Here is a 22,000-nt window from a genome sequence, read left to right as displayed (position 1 = left end):
ATCGGACTACTTGACCGCATGATGGGCAAGACGGTATCTACAAAACCTCACAAACCCGCCGCACACATGGGGAGTCGCCCCTTCCCCGTAGCCGCAAACTGCGACAAAGCTGGCCGCCAAAGTTTTAAGCCGCCTCATGTTTGAGCGGATCGCGATAGCGATCACCCCGCTGAGCGAATCAAAGATTCGCATGCATGGAGTCAGGCGGCGCCTTGGTGGGCGGCTTGGGCGCGTGGTTTCGCAGCGGCTTCGGGTCGCCTTTTCTTTTGGTGTTAATTGCATGCGATGCGCGCTATCCGTGCGTCAGCCACCCATCCCCGTTAGGCTCGCGCCGGGGTTTCGCGAGACTTCGGGGGCGCCGGGGATGCAAGGGGCCGAGCGCGTCCGGCCCCTGCCCGCATGTATTCCCTCGCGCCGCTGCGCTTGCTGCGCTCGGTCAGCGGAAGCGGCAAGTAAAAAATACGTCCGCGCAGCGGACTCAAAATCCCTCCCCTCTACGATTGCCACGCCCGGCTTTCGTGCAGCGCCCCCACCCCGGCGGGTTTTACAGGTCCTTGCGCATGATCACCAGGTCGTGCCAGATCGTACGTCCATCCGCCGCCGTGCGGTAACGCAAGGCCGGCACGATGCGGTGAATGGTGCGAAAACCCTGACGTTCATAAAAACGGTCGGCGGTCTGCGTGCCGAGGTTCACGCGGCTCACCCCCTCGCTGCGCAGGTAGTCCCACACTGCCGCCGCCACCCGACTGCCACTTCCCGGCGGCGCATCCTGACGCGCCACCACCGTCGAGACATAGGCGTAACGCTCGCCACCTACCGCCCACACCGAACCGGACATCCCCGAGAGCAGGCTGCCTTGCCCGTCTTTTAGCGTCACGACAAAGGTCGGATGGATTTTTTCGTCAAGTTCGTTGACGGCTTCAAGATAAAAGGTACCCACGCCATCCGGCCGCGCTTCGCGCGCGTAGCAACTGGTATTGTCCGGGCCGGCGGGCATGTCGATGACCTCTTCCGTGTAGCCGGCCGCCCGCAGCGCAGGGCCGATCACGTCTGCGTAGGTAGTCAGCACCGCCACGCGGGCAAATGGCACTGCGCGCTGGCTCTCGGCCGCCCGTCGCCGGGCGTCGAGGTAGGCGACCGGATCGTCCAGCAGCCGCTCTAGCGGGTCGGGATACTCGGTGATCACATCGGGGTTGAAACCGAATGCCTGTTCACGCTCGACCAGCAGGGCAAACAGCGTCTGCTGCGCCTCGCGCAGTGTCTCGGCAGAGGCACAGTGGTGATCAATCAGGCTCAGCGGCAATTCAGGGGTGGGTTGCATGGACAGGGTATACTTTCCGCAGCGCAAGAATCAGTCAATCAAAACCAGCACGGATAGCTGGCGCCGGCAATTTATCATCTTTTTCTTATGCGGGCATTGCAGCCATGCCTGCATCGGTGAAGCGCCAAGCAAATACATCCGCGCAGCGGGCTCAAACTCTCGCGCAATGATGCCTGGCGCGCCCGGCCGCGGCTAAACACTTCGCGCCCTGTCCCGCTGCAAGCGCTCCAGCGCCGCTTGGGCGGCATCAGACGGACTTGCCCCACGCTTGATCTCATAGGCCAGCAAACGCTCTACCATCGCGGCGTCGCCACCAACAGCACGCAGCAATTGGGCGTAGGCATCGGGGTTGACCTGCGCCGCGCCACCCGCCGGCGCCCGCGCCGTGCGTTTTGCCGCCACCGTGCGCCGGCGTAGCGGGAAGGCAAACAGCAGCACGGCCGTCACCGCGAGCACCTGCGCGACAAATTTCACGTCGTCGCGCCAGACGGCTGCGTCACCCGGCAGCGGATCAGGCGGCGCAACTGGCGGCGTGTCCGGCATGGGTGGCGTCTCTGATACCAAACCCGGCAAGCGGGTCACGGTACGCTCGTCACGCTCGGCCGCGTCCCACACGGCCGAGGCCACCGGCTGCAGCGCCTGTGCGGCATCGAGACCGGCGGCGGGGCGCTCGACACGGAACACCAGCGTGTAAGTGCCAACCCCCTGCCCAAGTACGCCGCCACGGCTGACGTAGCGCCCCGGCGGCAAATCTGCCCCCGGCCTGAATCCGCTGTAACTGCCCAGCGTGCCGTCCGCGTGGGCCACCAGCACATAGCCCGCGTCGTCACGTGCCTCGGCCTGCACCACGATGCCGTCGCGAGCGACGCGCACCGCCTCGCCCAGCACCGCCCGTCCCTGCGCCTCGCCACCGGCCAGCGGCCCCATGCTGGGGATGGGCCGCAAGTAGGCGTAGCTGTCCTGATGCTGCGCCGACACGAGGCCGGGCCGGCTGCGGCGATTGAAGCTGACCTGCGCCCCCGGTGCCAGCCTGATTTCGGCGATCACCCGGCGCACTTCTTCCGGCCTGATTTCGACCTGCATGGGCCACGACTGCGTCGAGGCCTGCACCGCCCAAGCCGGCGTGACTTCGATATGCACCGTCTCCGCCCAGCGGCCGTTGCCCGACAGCGCAAGCGTGGTGCGCCCGTCGCTCAGGTGTTCGATATGCAGCTCGGACGCCCACAAGGGCGCACAGAGCAGCGCCCACAGCAAGCCCAGCGCCACACGTCCGTAATGCCAGCCATGCTTAATCAAGGCGCTGCCCTCCTTTGACCAGATAGGCCACCTCGATGCGGCCGGTGTCCTTCTCCACCCCCAGGCCGGAATTTTCCGCGGTCGGCTCCAGCGCGTAGCAGCTTCCGGCACCGGCAATTTGACGACCCGCTTTGCCGCGCAGTGCTTCGGGCGTTTGCTCGAAGCAGGCCATCGGGTAGACATGGCCCGGCTCGAACACCATCACGCTGCGGATGCCCAGCGTTTCAAGCAGGCTGACCGCGAGAATGGTCTTGTCCTCGCAGTCGCCGGCCGCTGCCGCCAGCGTCTGCCGCGGCGGCTTGATATAGTCGCGCCCGCCATCCGGATCGTTGCGGTAGTCGATACGGTCGGCAACGAAGCGCGCGATGCTGTCCGCCTCGCAAGCCTGATCGCGTACGGCGCAGCCTTTAACCAGACGCGATGCGAGCACATTGATTTCCGGGTCACGCGCATCCACGGCGGCCAGATAGTCGCGGTGCGGGTCGTCACGCAGCGGCCCGGCGATGCCCGGCACGGCGCTAGTCATTTTTGCCATTTGCAGCACACCCGCCTCCGGGCTGCGGTCGTACAGCAGCAGGCACACGCTGACACCGAACATGGCAAGCATGACCTTCCAACCGGCATCGAAGGTCGCCCGGTAATAGCGCAACACCAGCCAGGCCAGTGTCACCGCCGCCCACAATGCAACGGTACGGCCAAGGTATGGCATCGCCCACTGGCTGACGGGCAAGGCCAGCACCAGCACGCCCAGCAAGACCAGCACGGCGGGTGCCTGACGACGGTTGCCGGACAGCGGCGTGCGACACTGTCCGCACAAGGGGCGGCGCGACGCTACATTGTGCTGATCAATCCGGTTGGCACGCCCGCAGTGCGGGCACTTGCAATAAGAAAAATCTTCCGCCATTCATTTGTCTCATGGGTCATGCAAAAACTATTCAAGCGGACGATAAACTGTGCCCGGCTGCGGACTATCTGCGCCGCAACAGCCGGCGCGGCAGCAGCCAAACCGGCAGCAGCATCAAAAGTGCGGAGAGTCCCAATGCCAGCCATGCCGGCAGCCCCAAACCGAAGGCCAGGGAAAAACCCAGCGCCTGACATGCTTCCAGTGGCGCCAGCAATAGGTGCAAGCCGGACAGGCCGGCATAGCCGTCCAGCAAAGCCGCTTCGAAATAGAGAATGGCCAGGCCAAACGCCACATAGATCAACCGGTAGGTCATGCGCCATTCCTTAGTCATAAATAAATGTTATCTTAACAGCACACACGCCTTGCATCTGCCGTTTGATATCGCCCTGTTGTGCTTTGGGCAAGCCCCGTTCCCGCAAGCCGGCCAGCGCCATGATGAACGCCACGCAATCAAGCCTCACTGCGGCCCTTGTCCTGTCCTACTCTGGTGAGGTCACGCCCCTACCCGTTTCACCAAGGAGAAGATCATGCGACAACTGTGGATGCTTTTATGGGCGCTTAGCCTCGCCACGCTGAGCGGCTGCGGCTACAACACCCTGCAATCGACTGACGAGCAGGTGAAAGCGGCCTGGTCCGAGGTGTTGAACCAGTACCAGCGCCGCGCCGATCTGGTGCCCAATCTGGTACGCACGGTGCAAGGCTATGCCAGCCATGAAAAAGACGTGCTGCTGCAGGTGACCGAGGCGCGCTCGCGGGTGGGCAGCATGCAAATCACACCCGAGCTTGCGAATGATCCGGCGGCACTGGCGCGTTTTCAGCAGAATCAGGCGCAACTGGGCGGCGCGCTGTCACGCCTGCTGGCGGTGGCGGAAAATTATCCGCAACTGAAGTCGGACACCGGCTTTCGTGACCTGCAGGCCCAGCTGGAAGGGACGGAAAACCGCATTACCGTGGCGCGCAACCGCTATATCAAGGCGGTGCAGGAATACAATCTGAGCGTGCGCAGCTTTCCCTCCAACCTGACCGCGATGGCCATGGGCTATCAGGTCAAACCCAACTTCAGCGTCGAGAACGAACAAGCCATCTCTACCGCGCCAACCGTCGATTTCGGCCAGACACCCGCCAAAGCGGCACCGGTGCCGGCGCAATGATCAGCCAGCGCGCGCTGCGCCTGCTCGCGGCGCTTGCCCTGTTGCTGCCGCTGTGGGTAGGGCTGGCGAATGCACGGCAGGTGGCAATACCGGCTTTGAGTACACGCGTCACCGACCTGACCGGCACCTTGAGCGCAGAGCAAAGCGCGACACTGGACGCCCGACTCGCCGCGTTTGAAACGCAAACAGGCAGCCAGATTGCACTTTTGATGGTGCCCACAACCGGCGACGAAACCATAGAGCAATTCGGGCTACGCGCCGCCGAGCAATGGAAACTGGGGCGCAAGGGGGTGGATGACGGGGCGCTGTTAGTGGTCGCCAAGGACGACCGCGCTTTGCGCATCGAGGTAGGCTACGGTCTGGAAGGGGCGCTGAACGACGCCACCAGCAAGCGCATTATCAGCGAAGTGATCGTGCCGGCTTTCAAACAGGGCCATTTTTACGATGGACTGGAGGCAGGTCTGAACAGCATGATGCAAGTGATTAAGGGCGAAGCCCTGCCCGCCCCAACGCAGGCGCAGCCATCCCTGCAAACGCAGTTGTCCGAACTGGCGCCGCTGCTGCTGATGGCGGTGTTCATCGGCGGTGCCGTATTGCGCAGCCTGATCGGGCGCTTGCCGGCTGCTTTCCTCACCGGCGGCGGCATCGCCATCGCGGTATGGATGCTGTTGGGCGTAGGTATCCTCGCCCTGCTTTCAGGCCTGATGGCTTTTGCCTTGACCCTGATGGGAAACATGGCAGCTTATAGCCGCGGCGGGTCAGGCCGCAGCAGCGGATATGGCGGCGGTTTTGGGGGCGGCTTCGGCGGGGGCGGCGGTGGTTTTGGCGGAGGCGGTGCCTCGGGAAAATGGTGATGACGAAACTGACACGCATCTTGCGCCACCTAAGCCTAAGTAGCTGGCAGCTCAGGCGCAGCTTTACTCCTGCGCTGCTGGACAATATCGAACACGCCATACGCGCAGGCGAGCAACGCCATTGCGCCCAGGTGTGCTTTGCGGTGGAAGGCGCCCTGTCCGGGCGCGCGCTGCTGGCCGGCACGACAGCGCGTGAGCGCGCGATCGAGGTGTTTTCGCGCTTGCGAGTGTGGGACACCGAGCACAATAACGGCGTGCTGATCTATCTGCTGCTGGCCGAGCGCGATGTCGAAATCGTTGCCGATCGCGGCATCAGTGCCCGCGTGGCACCGGCACAATGGGAGGCCATTTGCCACACGATGGAAGCAGCATTCCGCCAGGGCCAGTTCGAGCAGGGTACGCTTGCCGGCATCGAGGCGCTGACGCAGCTTTTACACCATCACTACCCGGCAAACGGCACACCCCGGCCCAATGAAATTGCCGACCGGCCTGTCGTATGGTGAGCGCGGCAAACTGGCTGCTGCCTGCCGCCTTACTCTTATCCACTGGCGCGCAGGCATTTGACTGCCAGCGTGCGGCCAGCCCTGACGAGCGGCTGATTTGCGCCGAGCCAACCCTTATCGCACTGGATAAGGAACTCTCCGACCTCTATCACGCTACGCTTTCCGCCTCACCCCAGCCCGCTTTACTCAAGGCGCAACAACGCGCCTGGCTCGCCGGAGAGCGCGCGCGCTGTCGCGACGTACCCTGCCTGAGCGCGACTTACCGCACCCGGCTCCAGACGCTGCACTCGGCATGGCGCACCTTTAGCGATCCTGCGCTGGGCATCGCCTTCCCTTTCCCTGTCAGCCGCCCGCCCGCACGCGGCTGTCGTGACAGCAAAAGCTGTATCGCGCTGGGCGACGGTCATGAGCCTGAGCTGAGTGCCGAGGTGTTTGACGGTGCCTGGGAAAACATCGCGACTCAGCAGGCGGTGTTCGAGCGCACGGCGCAAGGCTGGGTCGCGCACGGGCGTAACGGCATCCATCCGGTGCAAACCCTGCATGGCAGTGGCTGGCAAGGGCTGCTGGCGGTGGTGGACTGCGGGGTCAGCGATAGCCAGGGTTTTCATGGCGCCGGCGGGGAATGCCTGTGGGCGGTCGCGGGTAATGGCCGGCGTGCCGTGGTATTCGATAGCCAAGGCCTTCACGGCAATGATGACGCCAGCCGCTACAGCATCCGCCACCTCAAGTTTCTGCCCTGAGCTGTCCTAGACTGGAGGCTTCTACCCTGCGAAGCACTGCCATGAAAACGCTAGTCGACACCCTGACCCCCTTGCTACCCAAGGCCAAAACCGAATATCTGCAAGCCCTGCGCGAGGGTGGCGCGCTGCTGGAGCAACACGGGCTGAATACGCCGCTACGGCTCGCCCACTTTCTGGCGCAGATGCTGCACGAAACCGGCGGCTTGAGCGTGCTGCGCGAAAACATGAATTACAGCGCACCGCGTTTAAGCCAGATTTTTGGTGTGGGTCGGCACAGCGCCGCCATCACCCCGGCACAGGCGACGGCACTTTCCGGCCACCCCGAGGCGATTGCCGAGCGCGTTTACGGGCTGGGCAATCCGCGTAAAGCCCGGGAGCTGGGCAACACCGAGGCGGGGGATGGTTTTCGCTTTCGTGGCAATGGCCTGCTGCAAACCACAGGCCGCGGCAATCACCGGCGCATGGGGGAGGCCTGTGGTGTCGATTTTGAGGCCCACCCCGAATGGGTCACCGTGCCCGAGCATGCACTCAAGCCGGCGCTCACCGAGTGGAGCGAAGGCAAGCTGAATGCGCTGGCCGACAAAAACGATATTCGCGCCATCACCCGGGCCATCAATGGCGGTTACAACGGCTTGCCCGAACGCATGGCCTGGTTCGCCAGGCTGTGGCCCTTATTGCAAGAAAGTAATCAGGCAGCGTGGCAGCATGCCGAGCCGGACAATGACAGCAGCTGGTTACAGCAGGCGTTAAATGATCTGGGGGCAAACCCCAGGCTGATAGTCGATGGGCGCTATGGCCCGGCGACAACACGCGCGGTGCGCGCCTTCCAGCAAGCCGCGCATATCAAGGCCGACGGTATTGCCGGGCCGGTGACGCGCGAAACCATCAAGTTGCGGCTGGCAACACTCAGATAAGCATCAAAGTCTGCCACCGCAAACACTAAACAACGATGCGCCTGCTGGCGCATCGTTGCTGCAGGGCTTTAAATCAGGCCTTGCCGAAGTATTTCTCGTAAATTTTCTGGTAAGTGCCCTCTTCCTTCACCTTGCGAATGCCGCCATTGATTTTCTCCAGCAGTTCGGCGTCGCCCTTGCGCACGGCAATACCGTAGTACTCCTTGTCAAAGTCTATGCCCTCGATCACGGCCATCTTGTCGCCACCGTTATGGGTGATGTAGTTAGCCACGACGCCGTTGTCCCCGATGGTGGCCTGCACGCCCCCGTTCTCCAACTCCTTGAGCGCCAGATCAAGCGACTCGAAACGCTTGATGTCGGTACTGGTCGCGCCCATCAGTTTCTGGGCAATGGTGTCGCCGGTTGAGCCGGCCAGTACCGAAACCTTCATCCCCTTGAGCTCTTCAGCCTTGGCAATGTTCTTGCCGCTTGGCAGTACGACCAGCTGGGTCGCTTCAAAATAAGGCTCGCTAAAATCCATGGAAGCCTTGCGCTGCTCGGTAATGGTGATCGCCGACATCAGAAAATCGCTGTCGCCATTGGCCAGCCCGTTAAAAATGCCTTCCCACGGGGTATTGCCCATTTCAACCTTCATCCCTGCTGCATCGGCAACGGCCTGCGCCAGCTCGATCTCAAAACCCTGCAACTTGCCATCAGCAGCAACCGATTCAAACGGTGCAAATGCCGCATTCACGCCCATGCGATACACCTTGTCGGCCCCTAGCCCACCTTCCGCCACAGTCTCGGTCTTGCCGCCACAAGCGGCCAGCACCAGCGTCAATACGACGGCAAGGCTTTTGATATAACGCTTCATTTTTATCTCCCACAAGTCATCAGCAAGGTCAGTAGTGGATGGCCTATCCCCAGAGCCAGTCGCTCTTAATGGATAAATTATCCAATTTAACTATATGGTATTACATATAAATGACGCAGGCCAATCACATTTGCAAGAAATGGCTATCAAAAAACAGGCGTTTGGACGGGAAGGATCGTAAAGTCAACCCAGGCGCCGACCGGTCGATGCGCGGGCAAATCGAACCGGCATGCTAAATTTCAATTGCATAGCGCAAGACGAAGACCACGACAATAAGATAAGATTGTAAATTCTCACTTACTATAGTTGCGGTCGCCATGACCCCGTTTTTGCTGTCACAGATTTGCATTGCCATCGCAATGTGCTTCGATGTCATGACATTCCAGTTCAAGCAGCGCAAACATGTGGTGTATTGTCTGGTCTCAGCCAATATCCTGATTGGCTTGCACTTTTTCCTGCTGGAACAGTGGACGGCGGTGCTATTGATGGCGATTGCAGCCTTACGCAATACGGTCAGCCTCTACCTCAACTCGCGGCGCATCATGTTTGGCTTTATCGGGCTCACCCTGATCGCAACCGCCATGACTTACCAAAGCGCCTTGAGTTTGCTGGCCGGCGCGGCGGCCCTGTTGCCGAATATCGCCATGTTCAGCGGCTCGGATAAAAGAATGCGGATTTTGCTGATGGTAAGTACCTGCATCTGGATCCTGCATAACAGTCTGGCCGGCTCACCGATGGCCATTTTGATGGAGGTGCTCTTTCTGGCCGGCAATCTGGTCGGTTATTACCGCTTCTACCTGCGCGGCGACCGCCGGCTCGCCTGAGTACTTCCATAAAGCTGTCACACATGAAAAAGCCCGGGAATGACGCCCCGGGCTTTTTGCAATCAGGCGGCACGGCCACCTTATTCGTCAGGCACTTTGGTTGTCGTCCACCAGACGGTACAGCCAGCCCCCCAGCACACCCCCAACCAGAGGTGCCAGCCAGAACACCCACAACTGGGCAACGGCCCAGTCGCCGACAAACAGCGCAACAGCGGTACTGCGCGCCGGGTTAACCGAGGTGTTATCGACCGGTATCGAGATCAGGTGAATCAGCGTCAGGCACAAACCGATCGCCAGGGGAGCGAAGCCGGCCGGCGCTTTTTTGCTGGTCGAACCCATCACCACGAACACAAACATCATGGTCATCACGACTTCGCAAATCATCACCGCACGCAGATCATAACCACCTGGCGAGTGTTCGCCGTAGCCGTTGCTGGCAAAACCACTGGCCAGATCGAAGCCGGCCTTGCCGCTGGCAATCAGGTAAAGCACCCCAGCCGCAAGCAGACCGCCAATCACCTGCGCGATAATGTACGGCAACACCTTGTTGGCCGGGAAACGCCCCCCTGCCCACAGGCCAACCGAAATGGCCGGATTAAGATGGCCACCCGAGATCGGACCGATGGCGTAGCAGGCGGTCACTACGGTCAGACCAAAGGCTAACGCCACACCGGCAAAGCCGATACCCAGCTCGGGAAAAGCGGCCGCCAGTACCGCGCTGCCGCAGCCACCCAAAACCAGCCAGAAAGTACCGATACCCTCGGCAAGATAAGCTTTCATATTAATCTCCGTTCCAATTTAATATATTGGCTTTTGAATGTTCAGCTTGGCGTTTTATGCATCCAGTTGCCGCCCCAGTTCACCGGACAAGCACGCCAGCACATGATGTCGACTTGCACAGTTGGCATGCAGCATCTTTTCTTCATCCAGCGTGCCTCCCTGATTGATATAGCCCAAAGCGCGCCAGATGCGCGCACTGCTTGCCAAGGGCCACAAAATACCGCTCATAACTTCAGGCCGGGTATGGGTCAGCAGCAGGCGCAAGCTGCCGGCAGGAAAGACGTGCTCGCGCGCCTCGGCACTCAGGCAATACGCTGCCTCTGCCGCATCCCTTGGCGCACGCAGCCGAGCCGGCTCAATCAGTGCGATCACCTCGTGCGCTACGCCGTGCTGCGCCAGCACCACGGAGGCGGCCAGCATCTCGTTCAGTTGCGCTGCACCCATGGCCAGCAATTGCACCTGCGGCGACGACTCGCCGCTGTGCGCGATGCGTACCCAGCCCTGAGCCAGCGCCTGCCGTGCACAAGCCATATCCAGATGCTGTGGCTGCACGCGCTTGGGCACAATGAGATTGCACACCTGCCCATGGCTGCCGTAACAGGACAGCAAGGCGGCCACAGCAGTTGCCGCATCAAACGGAAACAGTACCCGGCAACTATCGGCCATCTCGCCCAGCAAGGCCTCGGCCAGGGTCGTATCCTGATGCGACTGTTCGTTCTTGCCGTTTTCCCAGGTGTGCGAGGTCGAGATCACCGGCACCGACAGCCAGTGAGGCGTACGGCCGGCCGCGCGCAGATGGCGGGCAAAAATCACTTCCTGACGGATGGCACCCAGCATCTTGACGGCAAACGCCTCATAACTCGCCACCAGCGACAGCCCGCCCTTATTGGCCAGTGCGGCACACACGACGGCCTCCTCGTTCAGCGCGGTAATCACACAGCCATCCTGCGCCTCGGCAATGCCGGCCTCCGGCGCCAATACCCGGTGCTTAAGCTTGTCCAGTGTGCGGCACAGGTGATTGCTGCGCATCTCGTCCGGATTACCCACCCGCACCCGCAGGCCGGGATTGGCATCGATCAGCGCGCAAAATGCGCTATCCAGCGCATCCATGGGGGAAGACGAGCCGCCTGGCTCCAGCACAGGCAGCGGCAATTGCGGAATGGGAACATTCCGGCAAGCCAGCGCATTGTCGCGCTCGCGCAGCCGGCCTTGTGCATCGTGACGGGATAGAGTGGCACGTGCCTCCAGTATGGCGGGCAGGCACTGATAGAGGACACTGGCACCGGCGTGAAACTCGGCGCGCGCCGCCGCATCAAGATAGGGGTTGGCGCATAAAGGCAGATTATGCGCAGCATTCGTACCGGCACCGGGAAAGCCCCAGCCCTTGACCGTCTCGGCCACGATATACGGCAGTGGCAAAGGCAGAACGGCACGCCCGGAGGCGACCGCTTCTGCCGTGGCTTCCAGCCTGTCTTCGGCCTCTAGAATGGCGCAGGCAAAAGCGGCAGGGTCGCGCCCGTCTATCAGCATGGGTGCAAAGCCGTTGAGTGTCAGGTGGCGGCAGAACCAGCCCACGCCGTCAGGACGCCCCATACTGGTTTTCTGATCGATACGCCGGCCGTTGGCTATCATCACCGGCACTACCAGCCCGCTATCGGCGCTACGCCACCAGCGGCTCATCCAGTCGCTACCGCGCTGCTCCTCGAATGCGCCATCGCTCAGAAAAGCCACCAGACGCTCGCCCGGCAAGGGCATATGCACATACTGCAGTTCGGCAAAGCCCAGATAACCGCCCTCGATCAGGCCACCGGCGGTGTAGGCGTTGACATGGCTGCCCAACGGACAGTCCATCTGGTAGGAGTAAAAATCAGCGGCCAGCCGGCTTAGCCCCGTCTCGGACAAGGCATAGCGCGCGGCATGCGCCGGGCTCATATTGTCCAGCAGCACATTGCAAGCATCGATGGCAGCCACACAGTGGCCCTGCCCCATCAGCCAGGCACGGGTATGGCCGGTCAGCGAATTAGCCGCCATATAGCCCAGGTAGGCGACCACCATATTAAGTGAACCGCCGGTATGCCCCTCCGGCTGCGCCTTGAAATCGACGCTGTCCAGCGCCCGCCCATCCAGATACACCCGCTCGGCGTAGGTCATATGCGCAACCAGCCACATGCCGGCACACGCCAGCACATCGGCGGCGTGCAGTTGTGCATAGACGTCCGCGCGGCTGTTTACTTTCCCCGCCGCGAGCAAACGCCCGGCCAGTTTATATACCGCCAGCTGGGTTGCACTGCCATGCACGACAGACCCGACGCCCTGTGCCCACGCCGCAAAATCCGCATCGGCCGCACGATAAAGTGCGGCCTCGCGCTCGCCCTGATATTGCCGGGCTTCGTCATCCATCACCATGACTACCACTCCCCCTCTGGCCGGCCACGTTGCGTGGCCGCAGGTTTGAGAATAGCCAAGGTCAGGCTGGACATAAATTTATGGTCAGCCTGACCGAATAGGAAACAGCCCAGCAAGCGTAGCCTGCTGGGCTGTTGAATTCAGACGAACCCTCACATTAAGCCCGGCTTGCCTTATCAGGCAGCCGGGCTTTTTGCTTGCACGGGCAAGGCCCGCGCTCAAGCAATACTCAGAAAATCACGCGCGACAACATTTGCTCGTCGTGGTGGGTCATGCTCTTGTCGAAATCATCGACCATGATCACTTCGCGCTTCAGGCGTCGGGCGCGGGTCACCGCAGCAAACTCCTCCTGCGACAACCAGCCCTTGGCCAAGGCCTCGTCCAGCCGCTCGCGCGCGGTAATGGTAGCGAACTTGCCATCGCGTACCAATTTCTTCAGCTTGGCTTCTGTCGCTTCGGTCGCAATGATGGCCAGCATGGCCGGTTCGAGTACGCCGACTGCATCCGCTTCATCCTGCGGCTTGTAGACACCCTGCACCAGACGGTCGCGTGCGGCACCCGGCGTCATCATCAGGCGGGCAATTTTGGTGCCGGTACGGTCACTGGCAGGTTTGGCGGTCATGCCCCACGGGAAGATGATCTTGCGCAAGACCCAGGCCAGCGGCTTGCTTGGCAAGTTGCACAAAAAGCCGTCCATCGCCTGCTGCACATCGTAGATGGCGCTTTGTACCGCGTAGTGCATCAGCGGCAGATCATCCTTTTGCGCGCCCTGATCTTCGAAATGCTTGAGCGAAGCCGAGGCGATGTACAGGCCGGACAGCATGTCGCCCAGACGCGCCGAGAGTTTCTCGCGGAACTTGAGCGTGCCGCCCAGGCTAAACATGGCCATATCGGACAACAGGGCAAAAGCACTGGAGTAGCGCGTCAGCTGGCGGTAGTAGCGTGCGCTCTCGCCAGCTTTCGGGCTCACGGCAAAACGCGCACCGGACAAGCCCAGCCAGAGCGAGCGGAAGATATTGCTGATGACGAAGTTGATATGACCGGTAATGGCCTGGTCAAACTCCACCACATCGTTGGCCATGGCCGACTTCATTTCGCGCAGCACGAAAGGATGGCAACGGATCGCGCCCTGGCCATAGATGATCATGGAACGGGTCAGGATATTGGCGCCTTCCACCGTGATGCCGATAGGAATGGCCTGATAGGCACGTCCCAGGTAGTTGCGCGGCCCCAATACCACAGCCTTGCCACCATGCACATCCATCGCGTCGTTCAGCACTTTGCGCATGCGCTCGGTGTTGTGATACTTGAGAACGGCGGACAAGACCGATGGCTTCTCGCCGATATCCAGCCCGACCAGCGCCAGATTCTGCGCCGCTTCCATCTGGTAGGTGTAGCCGCCAATGCGCGCCATGGCTTCGTCCACCCCTTCGAACTTGCCGATAGGCAGGCCGAACTGGTCGCGTACGCGGGCAAAAGCGCCGGTGGCAAAGCTGGTGAACTTGCCGGTTGCAACCGACATCGCCGGCAGCGAGATGCAGCGGCCAACCGACAGGCACTCGACCAGCATGCGCCAGCCTTTGCCGGCATTGGCCTGACCGCCGATAATCCAGTCCATCGGGATGAATACGTCACGCCCCGAAGTCGGGCCGTTCATAAAGGCTGCGCCACCCGGATAGTGGCGACGGCCGATCTCGACGCCGACATGCTCGGTCGGTACCAGCGCACAGGTAATGCCCAGTTCGTCTTTATCCCCGATCAGATGATCCGGGTCGTACATCTTGAACGCCAGGCCAAGAATGGTGGCCACCGGTGCCAGCGTAATCCAGCGCTTTTCCCAGCTCACACGAATGCCCAGCACATTGTCAAAGTGCTCGCCCGAACGCGGGTCGGTATAGGAACCACGGCAAACAATGCCGTAGTCAGGAATCGAACCTGCATCAGAGCCTGCCGACGGGCTGGTCAGCGCAAAACACGGCACTTCCAGACCTTTGGCCAGACGCGGCAGGTAATAGTCTTTTTGTGCTTCGGTACCATAGTGCTGCAACAGTTCGCCCGGCCCCAAGGAGTTGGGCACCATCACCGACACCGCCGCCGTACCGCCACGGGTGGCGATCTTGGTAACTACCTTGGCATGCGCGTAATTGGAGAATTCCAGACCGCCATATTTCTTTTTGACGATCATGCCGAGGAAACCGTTGTCCTTGATGAATTGCCATACCTCAGGCGGCAAATCCTTCAATTCATGGGTGATTTTCCAGTCGTCCACCATCGCACACAAGGCTTCGGTCGGACCATCAATAAACGCCTGCTCTTCCGGCGAAAGCTTGGGATCGGGGAAAGCCAATAGGCGCTTCCAGTCAGGCTTGCCGGAAAACAAATCCTTATCCCACCACACGGTGCCTGCGTTGATGGCTTCCTGCTCGGTCTGGCTCATGGCCGGTGTAATCTTCTTGAAGATTTTGAACACCGGGCCGGTAAAGACCGCGCGCCGCAAAGGCGGCAGATTCAGGATCAGCGCAACCACGGCAAATGCCCCCCACAGCCCGGCAGCAATCGAACAGCCACCGATAAACTGGGCGGCAGCAAGCCAGGCAGCAATAAGCAGCGTCCAGGCAATAACCGGTGCGCGCCAGTAGGCGAGCACACCGATCAGCAAGACAAGAGCAAGGGCGTAAATCATCTTATGGTTTCCTCGTATTGACCCGTTTCAGTCAGAAGCAGGCATGGTCAGACCTGCAAGTACAAAGGGCACTAGATGCTGGACGATGGCTTCCGGGTCCCGCGCGGTGACGACCGGGCTTTTACGGAAGATTTTCAGCACATCATTACCGGCAAAGGCATTGAACATCAGTCCAAAGGCGAAGTGCATGCGCCATGACAGATCCTGCTCGCCAAGCTCAGGCAAAGCACGGCGAAAAGCCTGCGTATAACGCTCGACAAATTCGCTGTACTCGCGTGACAACGCCTCGCGCAGCAGTCTGTGGTTCTCCACCAGCGCGCGCGACAGCAAGCGCACGAACAAGGCCCCACCACGCGCAGGATCGCGCGACAACGCCAGGCAAGGGCGAATGAACGTCATCACCACCCGTTCTATCGAATCCCCTGCCCCTTTTGCCTCGAGCGCATCCAGTTCCGCCAGGCACGCGCTGATCAGCGGCGTAAAGCGGCGCATGAATACCGACTCGAATAGCGCGTCTTTGGAGCCGAAGTGGTAGTTGACAGCAGCAAGATTGACTTCAGCTTGCTGGGTAATCATGCGCAGTGAAGTCGCCTCGAAGCCGTGTTCGACAAACAGCAACTCGGAAACTTCGAGTATTCGGGTGGCGGTATCGGAGCGATTCACTTCCATAGCATTAAGCGTCTTTTGTATGTTTGCAGTTAGGTCTGTTGTATTCATTTTATTGTTCGAACAACCGTTTGAAACTTACGTTTTAAGTTGATCCATGTCAAGCAAATTTGCCCATGGCATGGCCGGATGCCAAAAAAAACCGGCAGCTAGTGCAGCTGCCGTTTGAATTATACGTATGAACAATGAGTAATTATTCTGTTTTTGTCGCGCTTTAGCACAAACCCCGCAGCAAATCCTGTTTCAAATCGTCAATATGCTCGAGGCCAACCGAAATTCGCAACAATCCTTCGCCAATGCCGGCCTTGGCCCTCGCCTCTGGCGTGACGCGCGCATGCGTGGTGGAGGCCGGATGGGTGATCGTGGTTTTCACATCGCCCAGGTTGGCAGTGCGCGACAGCACCTGGCAGGCATCGTAAATACGCCATGCCGCATCGCGCCCGCCTTCCAGTTCGAACGAAACCACCGTGCCGCCGGCACTTTGCTGGCGCATTGCCAGCGCATGCTGCGGATGACTGGCAAGCCCGGGATAAAACACGCGCTTGACGCCAGGCTGCGTCTCCAGCCACTGCGCCAGGGCAAGTGCCGAAGCACATTGACGCTCCATGCGGATAAACAGCGTTTCCAGCCCCGACAGCAGCACCCAGGCATTGAATGGCGACAAGGTCGGCCCTGCAGTACGCACATGCAGATAGATCTGCTCGATCAGCGCATCGTTACCAACGACCGCGCCCCCGTGCACGCGGCCATGGCCATCCAGCGACTTGGTAGCCGAATGCACCACCAGGTCGGCACCCAGACGCAAGGGTTGCTGCAAGGCCGGCGAACAGAAGCAGTTATCCACCACCAGGAGCGCATCATGCGCGTGCGCAAGATCGGCCAGCGCGGCAATATCCGAAATCTCGGTCAAGGGATTGGAGGGGGTCTCCAGGAACAACAAGCGGGTATTCGGCCGAATGGCGGCACGCCAGGCTTCGGGATCGGTGGCCGAAACAAAGCTGACCTCGACACCGAAACGGGTCAGCAAGCCGGAAAACAGATTGATGGTCGAGCCGAACAGGCTTTGCGACGAGACAATATGGTCGCCCGCCTTAAGAAAAGTCAGCATCACGCCCTGAATGGCTGCCATGCCGCTGGCGGTGGCGATAGCACGCTCACCGCCTTCCAGTGCCGCCAGGCGTTGCTGGAAAGCCGTTACCGTCGGATTACTGAAACGGGAATAGGTGTAGCCTTCTTTTTCGCCCAGAAACATCGCGGCAGCGTCGGCGGCATTGTCGTAAGTAAAGCTGGACGACAAAAACAGCGCCTGGCTGTGCTCGTTAAATTCGCTGGTTTCACGCCCGGCACGGATGGCCAGCGTTTCGGGGTGCAGGTTCGGTTCGCTCATCATGGTTTCTTTTGTCGTGGTTATAAATAAGCTTGAGAGAAAACGGATACGCAAAACGGGGATCAGCACCCGTGCCAGGCACGACGCCAAATCCCCGTTTTATCTGTGTCCAGGCAGGCCTTATATCAGGTTCTGCTCGGCCACATTCAGATTCAAATCCAGCATCTGCGCTTCGGGGCCTTCACTCCCTTTCTTGCGTGCACTCTCTACACGGTCCAAAAAGGCGTCATCGATGTCGCCGGTCACATAGATGCCGGAGAAGCACGAGGTCTCGAAATGCTTGAGCTTGGGGTTGACCGAATGCACGGCTTCTTCCAGTGCTTCCAGATCCTGATAAATCACCGCATCGGCGCCGATTTCATGCGCAATCTCGGCTTCGCTGCGACCGGTAGCCAGTAGTTCGGCGCGGGTCGGCATATCGATACCGTAAACATTGGGGAAACGCACGGCTGGCGCGGCCGAGGCAAAATAGACTTTTTTGGCGCCGGCATCGCGCGCCATCTGTACGATCTCGCGCGAGGTCGTGCCGCGCACGATAGAGTCATCCACCAGCAAGACATTGCGGTCGCGGAACTCGCAGCCCACCGGGTTGAGCTTCTGACGCACGGATTTTTTGCGCACGCCCTGGCCCGGCATAATGAAGGTGCGGCCGATATAACGGTTTTTGATAAAGCCTTCGCGGTATGGCAGATTCAGACTCACCGCCAGTTGCAATGCACTGGGGCGGCTCGTGTCCGGAATCGGTACTACGACATCGATATCCAGCTCGGGCAAGACGCGACGCACCTTGTCGGCCAGCATATCCCCCATCACCAGACGGGCCTGATAGACCGAGGCGCCGTCTATCACGCTATCGGGGCGGGCAAAATAGACATATTCAAACAGGCAAGGCGCATGCTGGGCACCTTCGGCGACCATCTTGCTGTGAAAGTCACCCTCGAAGCTGACATACACGCATTCACCCGGTTCTACATCGCGCAGCAGGCTGTACCCGGAACAGTCCAGCGCCACCGACTCGGAGGCAAACATATACTCGGTCTGGCCATTTTGCTCGCATGTGCCAATCACCAGCGGGCGAATGCCGTTCGGGTCGCGAAAAGCCACCAGACCATAGCCGGCAATCATCGCCACTACGGCATAGGCGCCCTTGACCCGGCGGTGCACGGCAGCAATGGCTTCGAATACCGCATCCACCGACAACTCGAAACCCTCGACCCGGTTGGCCAGCTCATGGGCGAACACATTGAGCAGCACTTCCGAATCGGAATTGGTATTGATATGGCGCAGATCATGCCGGTACATCTCGGCTTTGAGTTCTTCGGTATTGGTCAGGTTGCCGTTATGCGCCAGCACGACACCGAAGGGGGAGTTCACATAAAAAGGCTGCGCTTCGGCCAGATTATCGGCCGAGCCTGCCGTCGGGTAACGCACATGCGCAATACCTGCATGGCCGGACAGCGAGCGCATATTGCGGGTACGGAACACATCACGCACCAGGCCGCTGCCTTTGTGCATGTGAAAGGTCTTGCCATTGGCCGTCGCAATCCCTGCTGCATCCTGACCGCGGTGCTGCAGGACTTGTAGTCCGTCATACAGCAACTGGTTGACGGGCGAGCTGGCAACAACGCCGAGAATTCCACACATATCAAGACTTCCCCGAAGGTTTCTGTTTTTAAAGGGTAGAACGCGCCACCGGCGCAGCGATGCTGCCCGACAGCAAAAATAGTTCAGCCAAACTTGATGCGCTCGGCCAGCACTTGCGGCAGCCATGGCCGTAACGACAAGGCCACCTGTTCAAATGGCTGCGCCAGTAGCGCATTTTGCCATGTCGGGCTTTTGGGCAAGTCGCTTAAGCCGCCCAGCATCACCAGCACGGTGGCCAGCAATAAGCCACGCGCCAGCCCGAAAAACAGCCCCAGCAGTTTATTGATCCCGCCCAGACCGACCGAATCCACCACACTGGTCAGAGTCAGGCGCAATAGCGCGCTGCCAAGCCAGGTCAATAGCAGCAGGACAATAAAGCCGCCGATCAGACGCAGACCATCGCCGGGCAAAGGCAGATAATGGGCCGCCAGCGGCGCAAAGGTCTTGGCGACCCAGAACGCCATCAGCCAGGCGGTCAGCGACAAAACTTCGGCAATCAGCCCGCGCATCAGCGCCAGCAACATGGAGCCGACCACCACGGCCAGCATCACATAGTCAAAAGTCGTCATTTAGCAGAAACCACCATGCCGCTTACGCCAGCCTTGGACAAGCGGGCCAGCGCAGCCTGCGCCTCGGCCTGACTGCCATAAGGCCCCATGCGCACACGCACCACTTCACCCTTGCTGGTCTGTACCTTGCTGAATTGGGCCGACATGCCGCTGGCGGCCAGACGCGCGCGCAGCGCATCGACTTTGGCGGGGTCGCTCAGCGCGGCTAACTGCACCATAAAGCGGCCGGATGGCGCCGCCTCGCTCTTGGCCGGCGCACGGCTTTCACGCCCTTCCAGAATGGCCAGCGGATCTTGCTCGACCGCCGGTTTCGCCTTAACGGTTTCGACCTTGGGCTGCGGCTTGACCGGCTCGGGTTTGGGAGCAGCCTTGACAGGCTCCGGCACCGGCTTCACGGCCGGCTTATCAGCCGGCAAGCTTGCCGGAGGTGGCGTAACGGCAACGGCCGGCAGCGGCGCAGGCCCAGTTTCAGTCTCGGCCGGAAGGCTTGCCACAATCTCGGTCGGACCGGATGCATCGGGCACAGCATCAACAAGCGGCGCGGACGCATCGGCTACGGCGACTGCCGCAGCCGCTTCCGATGCGGCATGCCCGATCACCTCGATGGCTTCCGGTTTCATTTTTTGGTCGGGAATGGCGCCCAGCACATTCCACAACACAACAGTCGCCACCAGTACCAGTGCCACAGCACCGACCAGACGCCGGCGCGCACGCTTACGCAACTGGGTAAGTTCTTGATCTCTCGATAGTCCGGTCATGCCGCCCTCAAGCCGATTGGGTCCGTGCGGCCATCACGGCCGCTACAGTATGAAACGATCCGAAAACGGTGATTCTATCATTCTCTGTGGCATGCGATAAGGCGCTATGCCATGCGTCTTCCACTTTGGGAAAAACATGGATATTGCGCAGACCATGTGCGGCAAGCTTTTCGGCGATCTCGGCACCCGTTTGCGAGCGCGGACCATCCAGCCCGCCCACATACCAGTGGTCGATATCGTCACGCAGTATCTCGACCACGGCGTCCAGATCCTTATCCGCCAGCATGGAGAAAACCGCATAGCGGTTTTCGGCAAACGCCAGTTGGCGCAGGCTGGCCGATAATGCCCGTGCTGCATGCGGATTGTGTCCGACATCCAGCACCGTCACCGGCCGCCCCGGCAAAACCTGGAAACGCCCGGGCCACTCGACCTCGAGCAGGCCGCGCTTGATGGCCCCCAGACTGACCGGCAAACGCGGACGCAAGGCTTCCAGCACGGCCAAAGCCGCAGCGGCATTGCCCATCTGGTAGCCGCCACGCAGCGCCGGCACCGGCAAGGCATGCAAGGCACGCTCACCCATGCGGAACGACCACTGATGATCCATGCGGCTATAGCTGTAATCACGCCCGACGCAAGCGAGTCGGGCACCGATAGCCTCGGCATGGGCCAGCAGCGAGGCCGGCGGGTTCGGGTCGGCGCAGATGGCCGGCTTGCCGCTACGGTAAATGCCGGCTTTTTCAAAACCTATGCTTTCCCGGTCATTTCCCAGAAAAGCCTGATGGTCGATATCCACACTCACCACAACGGAAACATCGGCATCAAACGCATTGGTGGCATCCAGCCGCCCGCCCAAGCCCACTTCCAGCACCGCAACGTCGACCTGCTGGGCGATAAAGCAATGCATGGCCGCCAGTGTCCCCACCTCGAAATAACTGAGGCTCACCCCGACTTCGGCCCGCGCCTGTTCCACCGCGACAAAGCCTGCAATCAGCAAGCTGTCGCTGGCGGGTTGCAGGTCGATCGCGACGCGTTCGTTGTAGTCATTGATATGCGGCGAGGTATAGGTGCCCACTTTGAAGCCGGCGCGATTCAGGATGGTCGACAACATAGCCGCGACCGAACCCTTGCCATTGGTGCCGCCGATCAAGACCACGGGGAAATCGGTATCCAGCTGCATGGCAGCCTTGACCGCACTCACCCGGGTAAGCCCCATATCGATAGTGACCGGGTGGGCGGCTTCCAGATAGGCAAGCCACTGTGCAAGCGTGGAACTGGCGTTGGGTATCATCATGGTGACAACTCTCATTATGGGTCGGGGGTGGATCAGGGCCTGCGCGCATCCGGCTGCCAGCGCAAAAAGACGCGCAGCTTACGCAAGGCATCGGCGTCTGCGCTGTCCGGCCATAGCGTGATCCTGCGCCTTTGACTGCCGGCATGCGCCATCACGATACACAGCCATGGACTGCTGCGGCTATTGCCATCCAGCTGCCAGAGCTCACTGCTGTCCGGAAAAACCGCACTGAGTACGCCCGAGGCGCTGACATCCAGACACAAGGGCCGGCGGCGATTGGCAAGCCAGCCCTCGCTTTGCAGGCAAGCCAGCAGCAAGACTGCATCCAGTAGCAGCAGGCCCCACGGCCCATTGCAATACAGCACCGCCAGCGCAAGGCTTGAGGCCAGCAGGCAAAACAGCAGCAGCGCCAGCCGCGACCGGCGTAAAGCCACGCGAAACGGCCGCAGCGCCATG

Annotated in this window: 21 protein-coding genes; 6 read left to right on the top strand and 15 right to left on the bottom strand. The window is 60.6% G+C overall.

Annotated features, from left to right (window positions below; all coding sequences use genetic code 11):
• Window positions 1-544: 544 nt before the first annotated feature.
• From GQF02_RS09575 to GQF02_RS09560, 4 genes are all read right to left on the bottom strand, one after another.
• A complete protein-coding gene (locus GQF02_RS09575) occupies window positions 545-1,321 on the bottom strand; it encodes a GNAT family N-acetyltransferase (RefSeq protein ID WP_160796658.1) in 777 nt (258 codons plus the stop codon).
• A 192-nt stretch (window positions 1,322-1,513) separates the two neighbouring features.
• A complete protein-coding gene (locus GQF02_RS15950; protein WP_235930135.1) occupies window positions 1,514-2,617 on the bottom strand; it encodes a hypothetical protein in 1,104 nt (367 codons plus the stop codon).
• The gene (locus GQF02_RS09565) at window positions 2,610-3,521 is read right to left on the bottom strand and encodes a transglutaminase-like domain-containing protein (RefSeq protein WP_160796656.1); all 912 of its coding nucleotides are present in this window, start codon (window positions 3,519-3,521) and stop codon (window positions 2,610-2,612) included. Before GQF02_RS09565 ends, GQF02_RS15950 begins: the two co-directional genes overlap by 8 nt.
• Before the next feature lie 64 nt (window positions 3,522-3,585).
• A complete protein-coding gene (locus GQF02_RS09560; protein ID WP_160796654.1) occupies window positions 3,586-3,834 on the bottom strand; it encodes a hypothetical protein in 249 nt (82 codons plus the stop codon).
• Between the two features lie 214 nt (window positions 3,835-4,048).
• On the opposite strand from GQF02_RS09560, the gene GQF02_RS09555 reads away from it, so the two are divergent.
• From GQF02_RS09555 to GQF02_RS09535, 5 genes are read left to right on the top strand one after another with little or no spacing between them, the layout of a single operon-like run.
• A complete protein-coding gene (locus tag GQF02_RS09555) occupies window positions 4,049-4,672 on the top strand; it encodes a LemA family protein (RefSeq protein WP_124734466.1) in 624 nt (207 codons plus the stop codon).
• Window positions 4,669-5,526, top strand: coding sequence for a TPM domain-containing protein (locus tag GQF02_RS09550; protein ID WP_160796652.1), 858 nt, complete (start codon window positions 4,669-4,671; stop codon window positions 5,524-5,526). Before GQF02_RS09555 ends, GQF02_RS09550 begins: the two co-directional genes overlap by 4 nt.
• The gene (locus tag GQF02_RS09545; protein ID WP_220789407.1) at window positions 5,526-6,029 is read left to right on the top strand and encodes a TPM domain-containing protein; all 504 of its coding nucleotides are present in this window, start codon (window positions 5,526-5,528) and stop codon (window positions 6,027-6,029) included. Before GQF02_RS09550 ends, GQF02_RS09545 begins: the two co-directional genes overlap by 1 nt.
• Window positions 6,023-6,769, top strand: a complete 747-nt coding sequence (locus GQF02_RS09540; protein WP_160796646.1) for a lysozyme inhibitor LprI family protein — start codon at window positions 6,023-6,025, stop codon at window positions 6,767-6,769. The genes GQF02_RS09545 and GQF02_RS09540 overlap by 7 nt, the downstream gene beginning before the upstream one ends.
• Window positions 6,770-6,810: 41 nt before the next feature.
• Window positions 6,811-7,683 (top strand): peptidoglycan-binding protein, encoded by an 873-nt coding sequence (locus GQF02_RS09535; protein ID WP_160796644.1) that lies wholly within the window; start codon window positions 6,811-6,813, stop codon window positions 7,681-7,683.
• A gap of 73 nt (window positions 7,684-7,756) precedes the next feature.
• Here the strand turns inward: GQF02_RS09535 and GQF02_RS09530 are convergent, their stop codons facing one another.
• On the bottom strand, window positions 7,757-8,536 hold the full coding sequence (locus tag GQF02_RS09530) for a basic amino acid ABC transporter substrate-binding protein (protein ID WP_160796642.1): 780 nt from the start codon (window positions 8,534-8,536) through the stop codon (window positions 7,757-7,759).
• A 317-nt stretch (window positions 8,537-8,853) separates the two neighbouring features.
• Between GQF02_RS09530 and GQF02_RS09525 the strand changes: the two genes are divergently transcribed.
• Entirely contained in the window at window positions 8,854-9,360 is a 507-nt protein-coding gene (locus GQF02_RS09525) for a YgjV family protein (protein WP_160796640.1), read from the top strand.
• Between the two features lie 87 nt (window positions 9,361-9,447).
• Here the strand turns inward: GQF02_RS09525 and aqpZ are convergent, their stop codons facing one another.
• The 10 genes from aqpZ to GQF02_RS09475 form a co-directional block, all read right to left on the bottom strand.
• The gene (aqpZ, locus tag GQF02_RS09520) at window positions 9,448-10,140 is read right to left on the bottom strand and encodes an aquaporin Z (RefSeq protein ID WP_160796638.1); all 693 of its coding nucleotides are present in this window, start codon (window positions 10,138-10,140) and stop codon (window positions 9,448-9,450) included.
• A gap of 54 nt (window positions 10,141-10,194) precedes the next feature.
• The gene (locus tag GQF02_RS09515) at window positions 10,195-12,546 is read right to left on the bottom strand and encodes a phosphoketolase family protein (protein ID WP_160796636.1); all 2,352 of its coding nucleotides are present in this window, start codon (window positions 12,544-12,546) and stop codon (window positions 10,195-10,197) included.
• 229 nt (window positions 12,547-12,775) lie between these two features.
• Complete coding sequence (locus GQF02_RS09510; protein ID WP_160796634.1) at window positions 12,776-15,229, bottom strand: acyl-CoA dehydrogenase; 2,454 nt, start codon at window positions 15,227-15,229, stop codon at window positions 12,776-12,778.
• Between the two features lie 27 nt (window positions 15,230-15,256).
• Complete coding sequence (locus GQF02_RS09505; RefSeq protein ID WP_124734476.1) at window positions 15,257-15,898, bottom strand: TetR/AcrR family transcriptional regulator; 642 nt, start codon at window positions 15,896-15,898, stop codon at window positions 15,257-15,259.
• A 211-nt stretch (window positions 15,899-16,109) separates the two neighbouring features.
• On the bottom strand, window positions 16,110-17,282 hold the full coding sequence (locus GQF02_RS09500) for an O-succinylhomoserine sulfhydrylase (RefSeq protein ID WP_160796685.1): 1,173 nt from the start codon (window positions 17,280-17,282) through the stop codon (window positions 16,110-16,112).
• Window positions 17,283-17,402: 120 nt separating this feature from the next.
• Window positions 17,403-18,926: an amidophosphoribosyltransferase gene (gene purF, locus GQF02_RS09495; protein WP_160796617.1), complete on the bottom strand. Its 1,524-nt coding sequence runs from the start codon at window positions 18,924-18,926 to the stop codon at window positions 17,403-17,405.
• An 83-nt stretch (window positions 18,927-19,009) separates the two neighbouring features.
• Window positions 19,010-19,495, bottom strand: coding sequence for a CvpA family protein (locus GQF02_RS09490; protein WP_160796615.1), 486 nt, complete (start codon window positions 19,493-19,495; stop codon window positions 19,010-19,012).
• Window positions 19,492-20,253, bottom strand: a complete 762-nt coding sequence (locus tag GQF02_RS09485) for an SPOR domain-containing protein (RefSeq protein WP_160796613.1) — start codon at window positions 20,251-20,253, stop codon at window positions 19,492-19,494. The genes GQF02_RS09490 and GQF02_RS09485 overlap by 4 nt, the downstream gene beginning before the upstream one ends.
• 7 nt (window positions 20,254-20,260) lie before the next feature.
• On the bottom strand, window positions 20,261-21,541 hold the full coding sequence (gene folC, locus GQF02_RS09480) for a bifunctional tetrahydrofolate synthase/dihydrofolate synthase (protein WP_407924826.1): 1,281 nt from the start codon (window positions 21,539-21,541) through the stop codon (window positions 20,261-20,263).
• 35 nt (window positions 21,542-21,576) lie between these two features.
• On the bottom strand, window positions 21,577-21,978 hold the full coding sequence (locus tag GQF02_RS09475) for a protein YgfX (RefSeq protein WP_220789406.1): 402 nt from the start codon (window positions 21,976-21,978) through the stop codon (window positions 21,577-21,579).
• Window positions 21,979-22,000 lie beyond the last annotated feature (22 nt).

The sequence above is a fragment of the Craterilacuibacter sinensis genome, from assembly GCF_009831765.1.
GTDB lineage: Bacteria > Pseudomonadota > Gammaproteobacteria > Burkholderiales > Chromobacteriaceae > Craterilacuibacter > Craterilacuibacter sinensis.
The sequence above is the reverse complement of the archived record's forward strand: the minus strand, read 5'-3'. Positions and strand labels throughout refer to the sequence as shown.

Excerpts from the sequence above, each read along its gene's own strand:
- GQF02_RS09540 (WP_160796646.1), top strand. The coding sequence starts at position 6,023 with ATGGTGAGCGCGGCAAACTGGCTGCTGCCTGCCGCCTTACTCTTATCC.
- aqpZ (WP_160796638.1), bottom strand. The coding sequence starts at position 10,140 with ATGAAAGCTTATCTTGCCGAGGGTATCGGTACTTTCTGGCTGGTTTTG.
- GQF02_RS09485 (WP_160796613.1), bottom strand. The coding sequence starts at position 20,253 with ATGACCGGACTATCGAGAGATCAAGAACTTACCCAGTTGCGTAAGCGT.
- GQF02_RS09560 (WP_160796654.1), bottom strand. The coding sequence starts at position 3,834 with ATGACCTACCGGTTGATCTATGTGGCGTTTGGCCTGGCCATTCTCTAT.
- folC (WP_407924826.1), bottom strand. The coding sequence starts at position 21,541 with ATGATACCCAACGCCAGTTCCACGCTTGCACAGTGGCTTGCCTATCTG.
- GQF02_RS09555 (WP_124734466.1), top strand. The coding sequence starts at position 4,049 with ATGCGACAACTGTGGATGCTTTTATGGGCGCTTAGCCTCGCCACGCTG.
- GQF02_RS09490 (WP_160796615.1), bottom strand. The coding sequence starts at position 19,495 with ATGACGACTTTTGACTATGTGATGCTGGCCGTGGTGGTCGGCTCCATG.
- GQF02_RS09545 (WP_220789407.1), top strand. The coding sequence starts at position 5,526 with ATGACGAAACTGACACGCATCTTGCGCCACCTAAGCCTAAGTAGCTGG.
- GQF02_RS09500 (WP_160796685.1), bottom strand. The coding sequence starts at position 17,282 with ATGAGCGAACCGAACCTGCACCCCGAAACGCTGGCCATCCGTGCCGGG.
- GQF02_RS09565 (WP_160796656.1), bottom strand. The coding sequence starts at position 3,521 with ATGGCGGAAGATTTTTCTTATTGCAAGTGCCCGCACTGCGGGCGTGCC.
- GQF02_RS09575 (WP_160796658.1), bottom strand. The coding sequence starts at position 1,321 with ATGCAACCCACCCCTGAATTGCCGCTGAGCCTGATTGATCACCACTGT.
- purF (WP_160796617.1), bottom strand. The coding sequence starts at position 18,926 with ATGTGTGGAATTCTCGGCGTTGTTGCCAGCTCGCCCGTCAACCAGTTG.
- GQF02_RS09510 (WP_160796634.1), bottom strand. The coding sequence starts at position 15,229 with ATGATTTACGCCCTTGCTCTTGTCTTGCTGATCGGTGTGCTCGCCTAC.
- GQF02_RS09505 (WP_124734476.1), bottom strand. The coding sequence starts at position 15,898 with ATGGAAGTGAATCGCTCCGATACCGCCACCCGAATACTCGAAGTTTCC.
- GQF02_RS09550 (WP_160796652.1), top strand. The coding sequence starts at position 4,669 with ATGATCAGCCAGCGCGCGCTGCGCCTGCTCGCGGCGCTTGCCCTGTTG.
- GQF02_RS09515 (WP_160796636.1), bottom strand. The coding sequence starts at position 12,546 with ATGGTGATGGATGACGAAGCCCGGCAATATCAGGGCGAGCGCGAGGCC.
- GQF02_RS09535 (WP_160796644.1), top strand. The coding sequence starts at position 6,811 with ATGAAAACGCTAGTCGACACCCTGACCCCCTTGCTACCCAAGGCCAAA.
- GQF02_RS09525 (WP_160796640.1), top strand. The coding sequence starts at position 8,854 with ATGACCCCGTTTTTGCTGTCACAGATTTGCATTGCCATCGCAATGTGC.
- GQF02_RS09530 (WP_160796642.1), bottom strand. The coding sequence starts at position 8,536 with ATGAAGCGTTATATCAAAAGCCTTGCCGTCGTATTGACGCTGGTGCTG.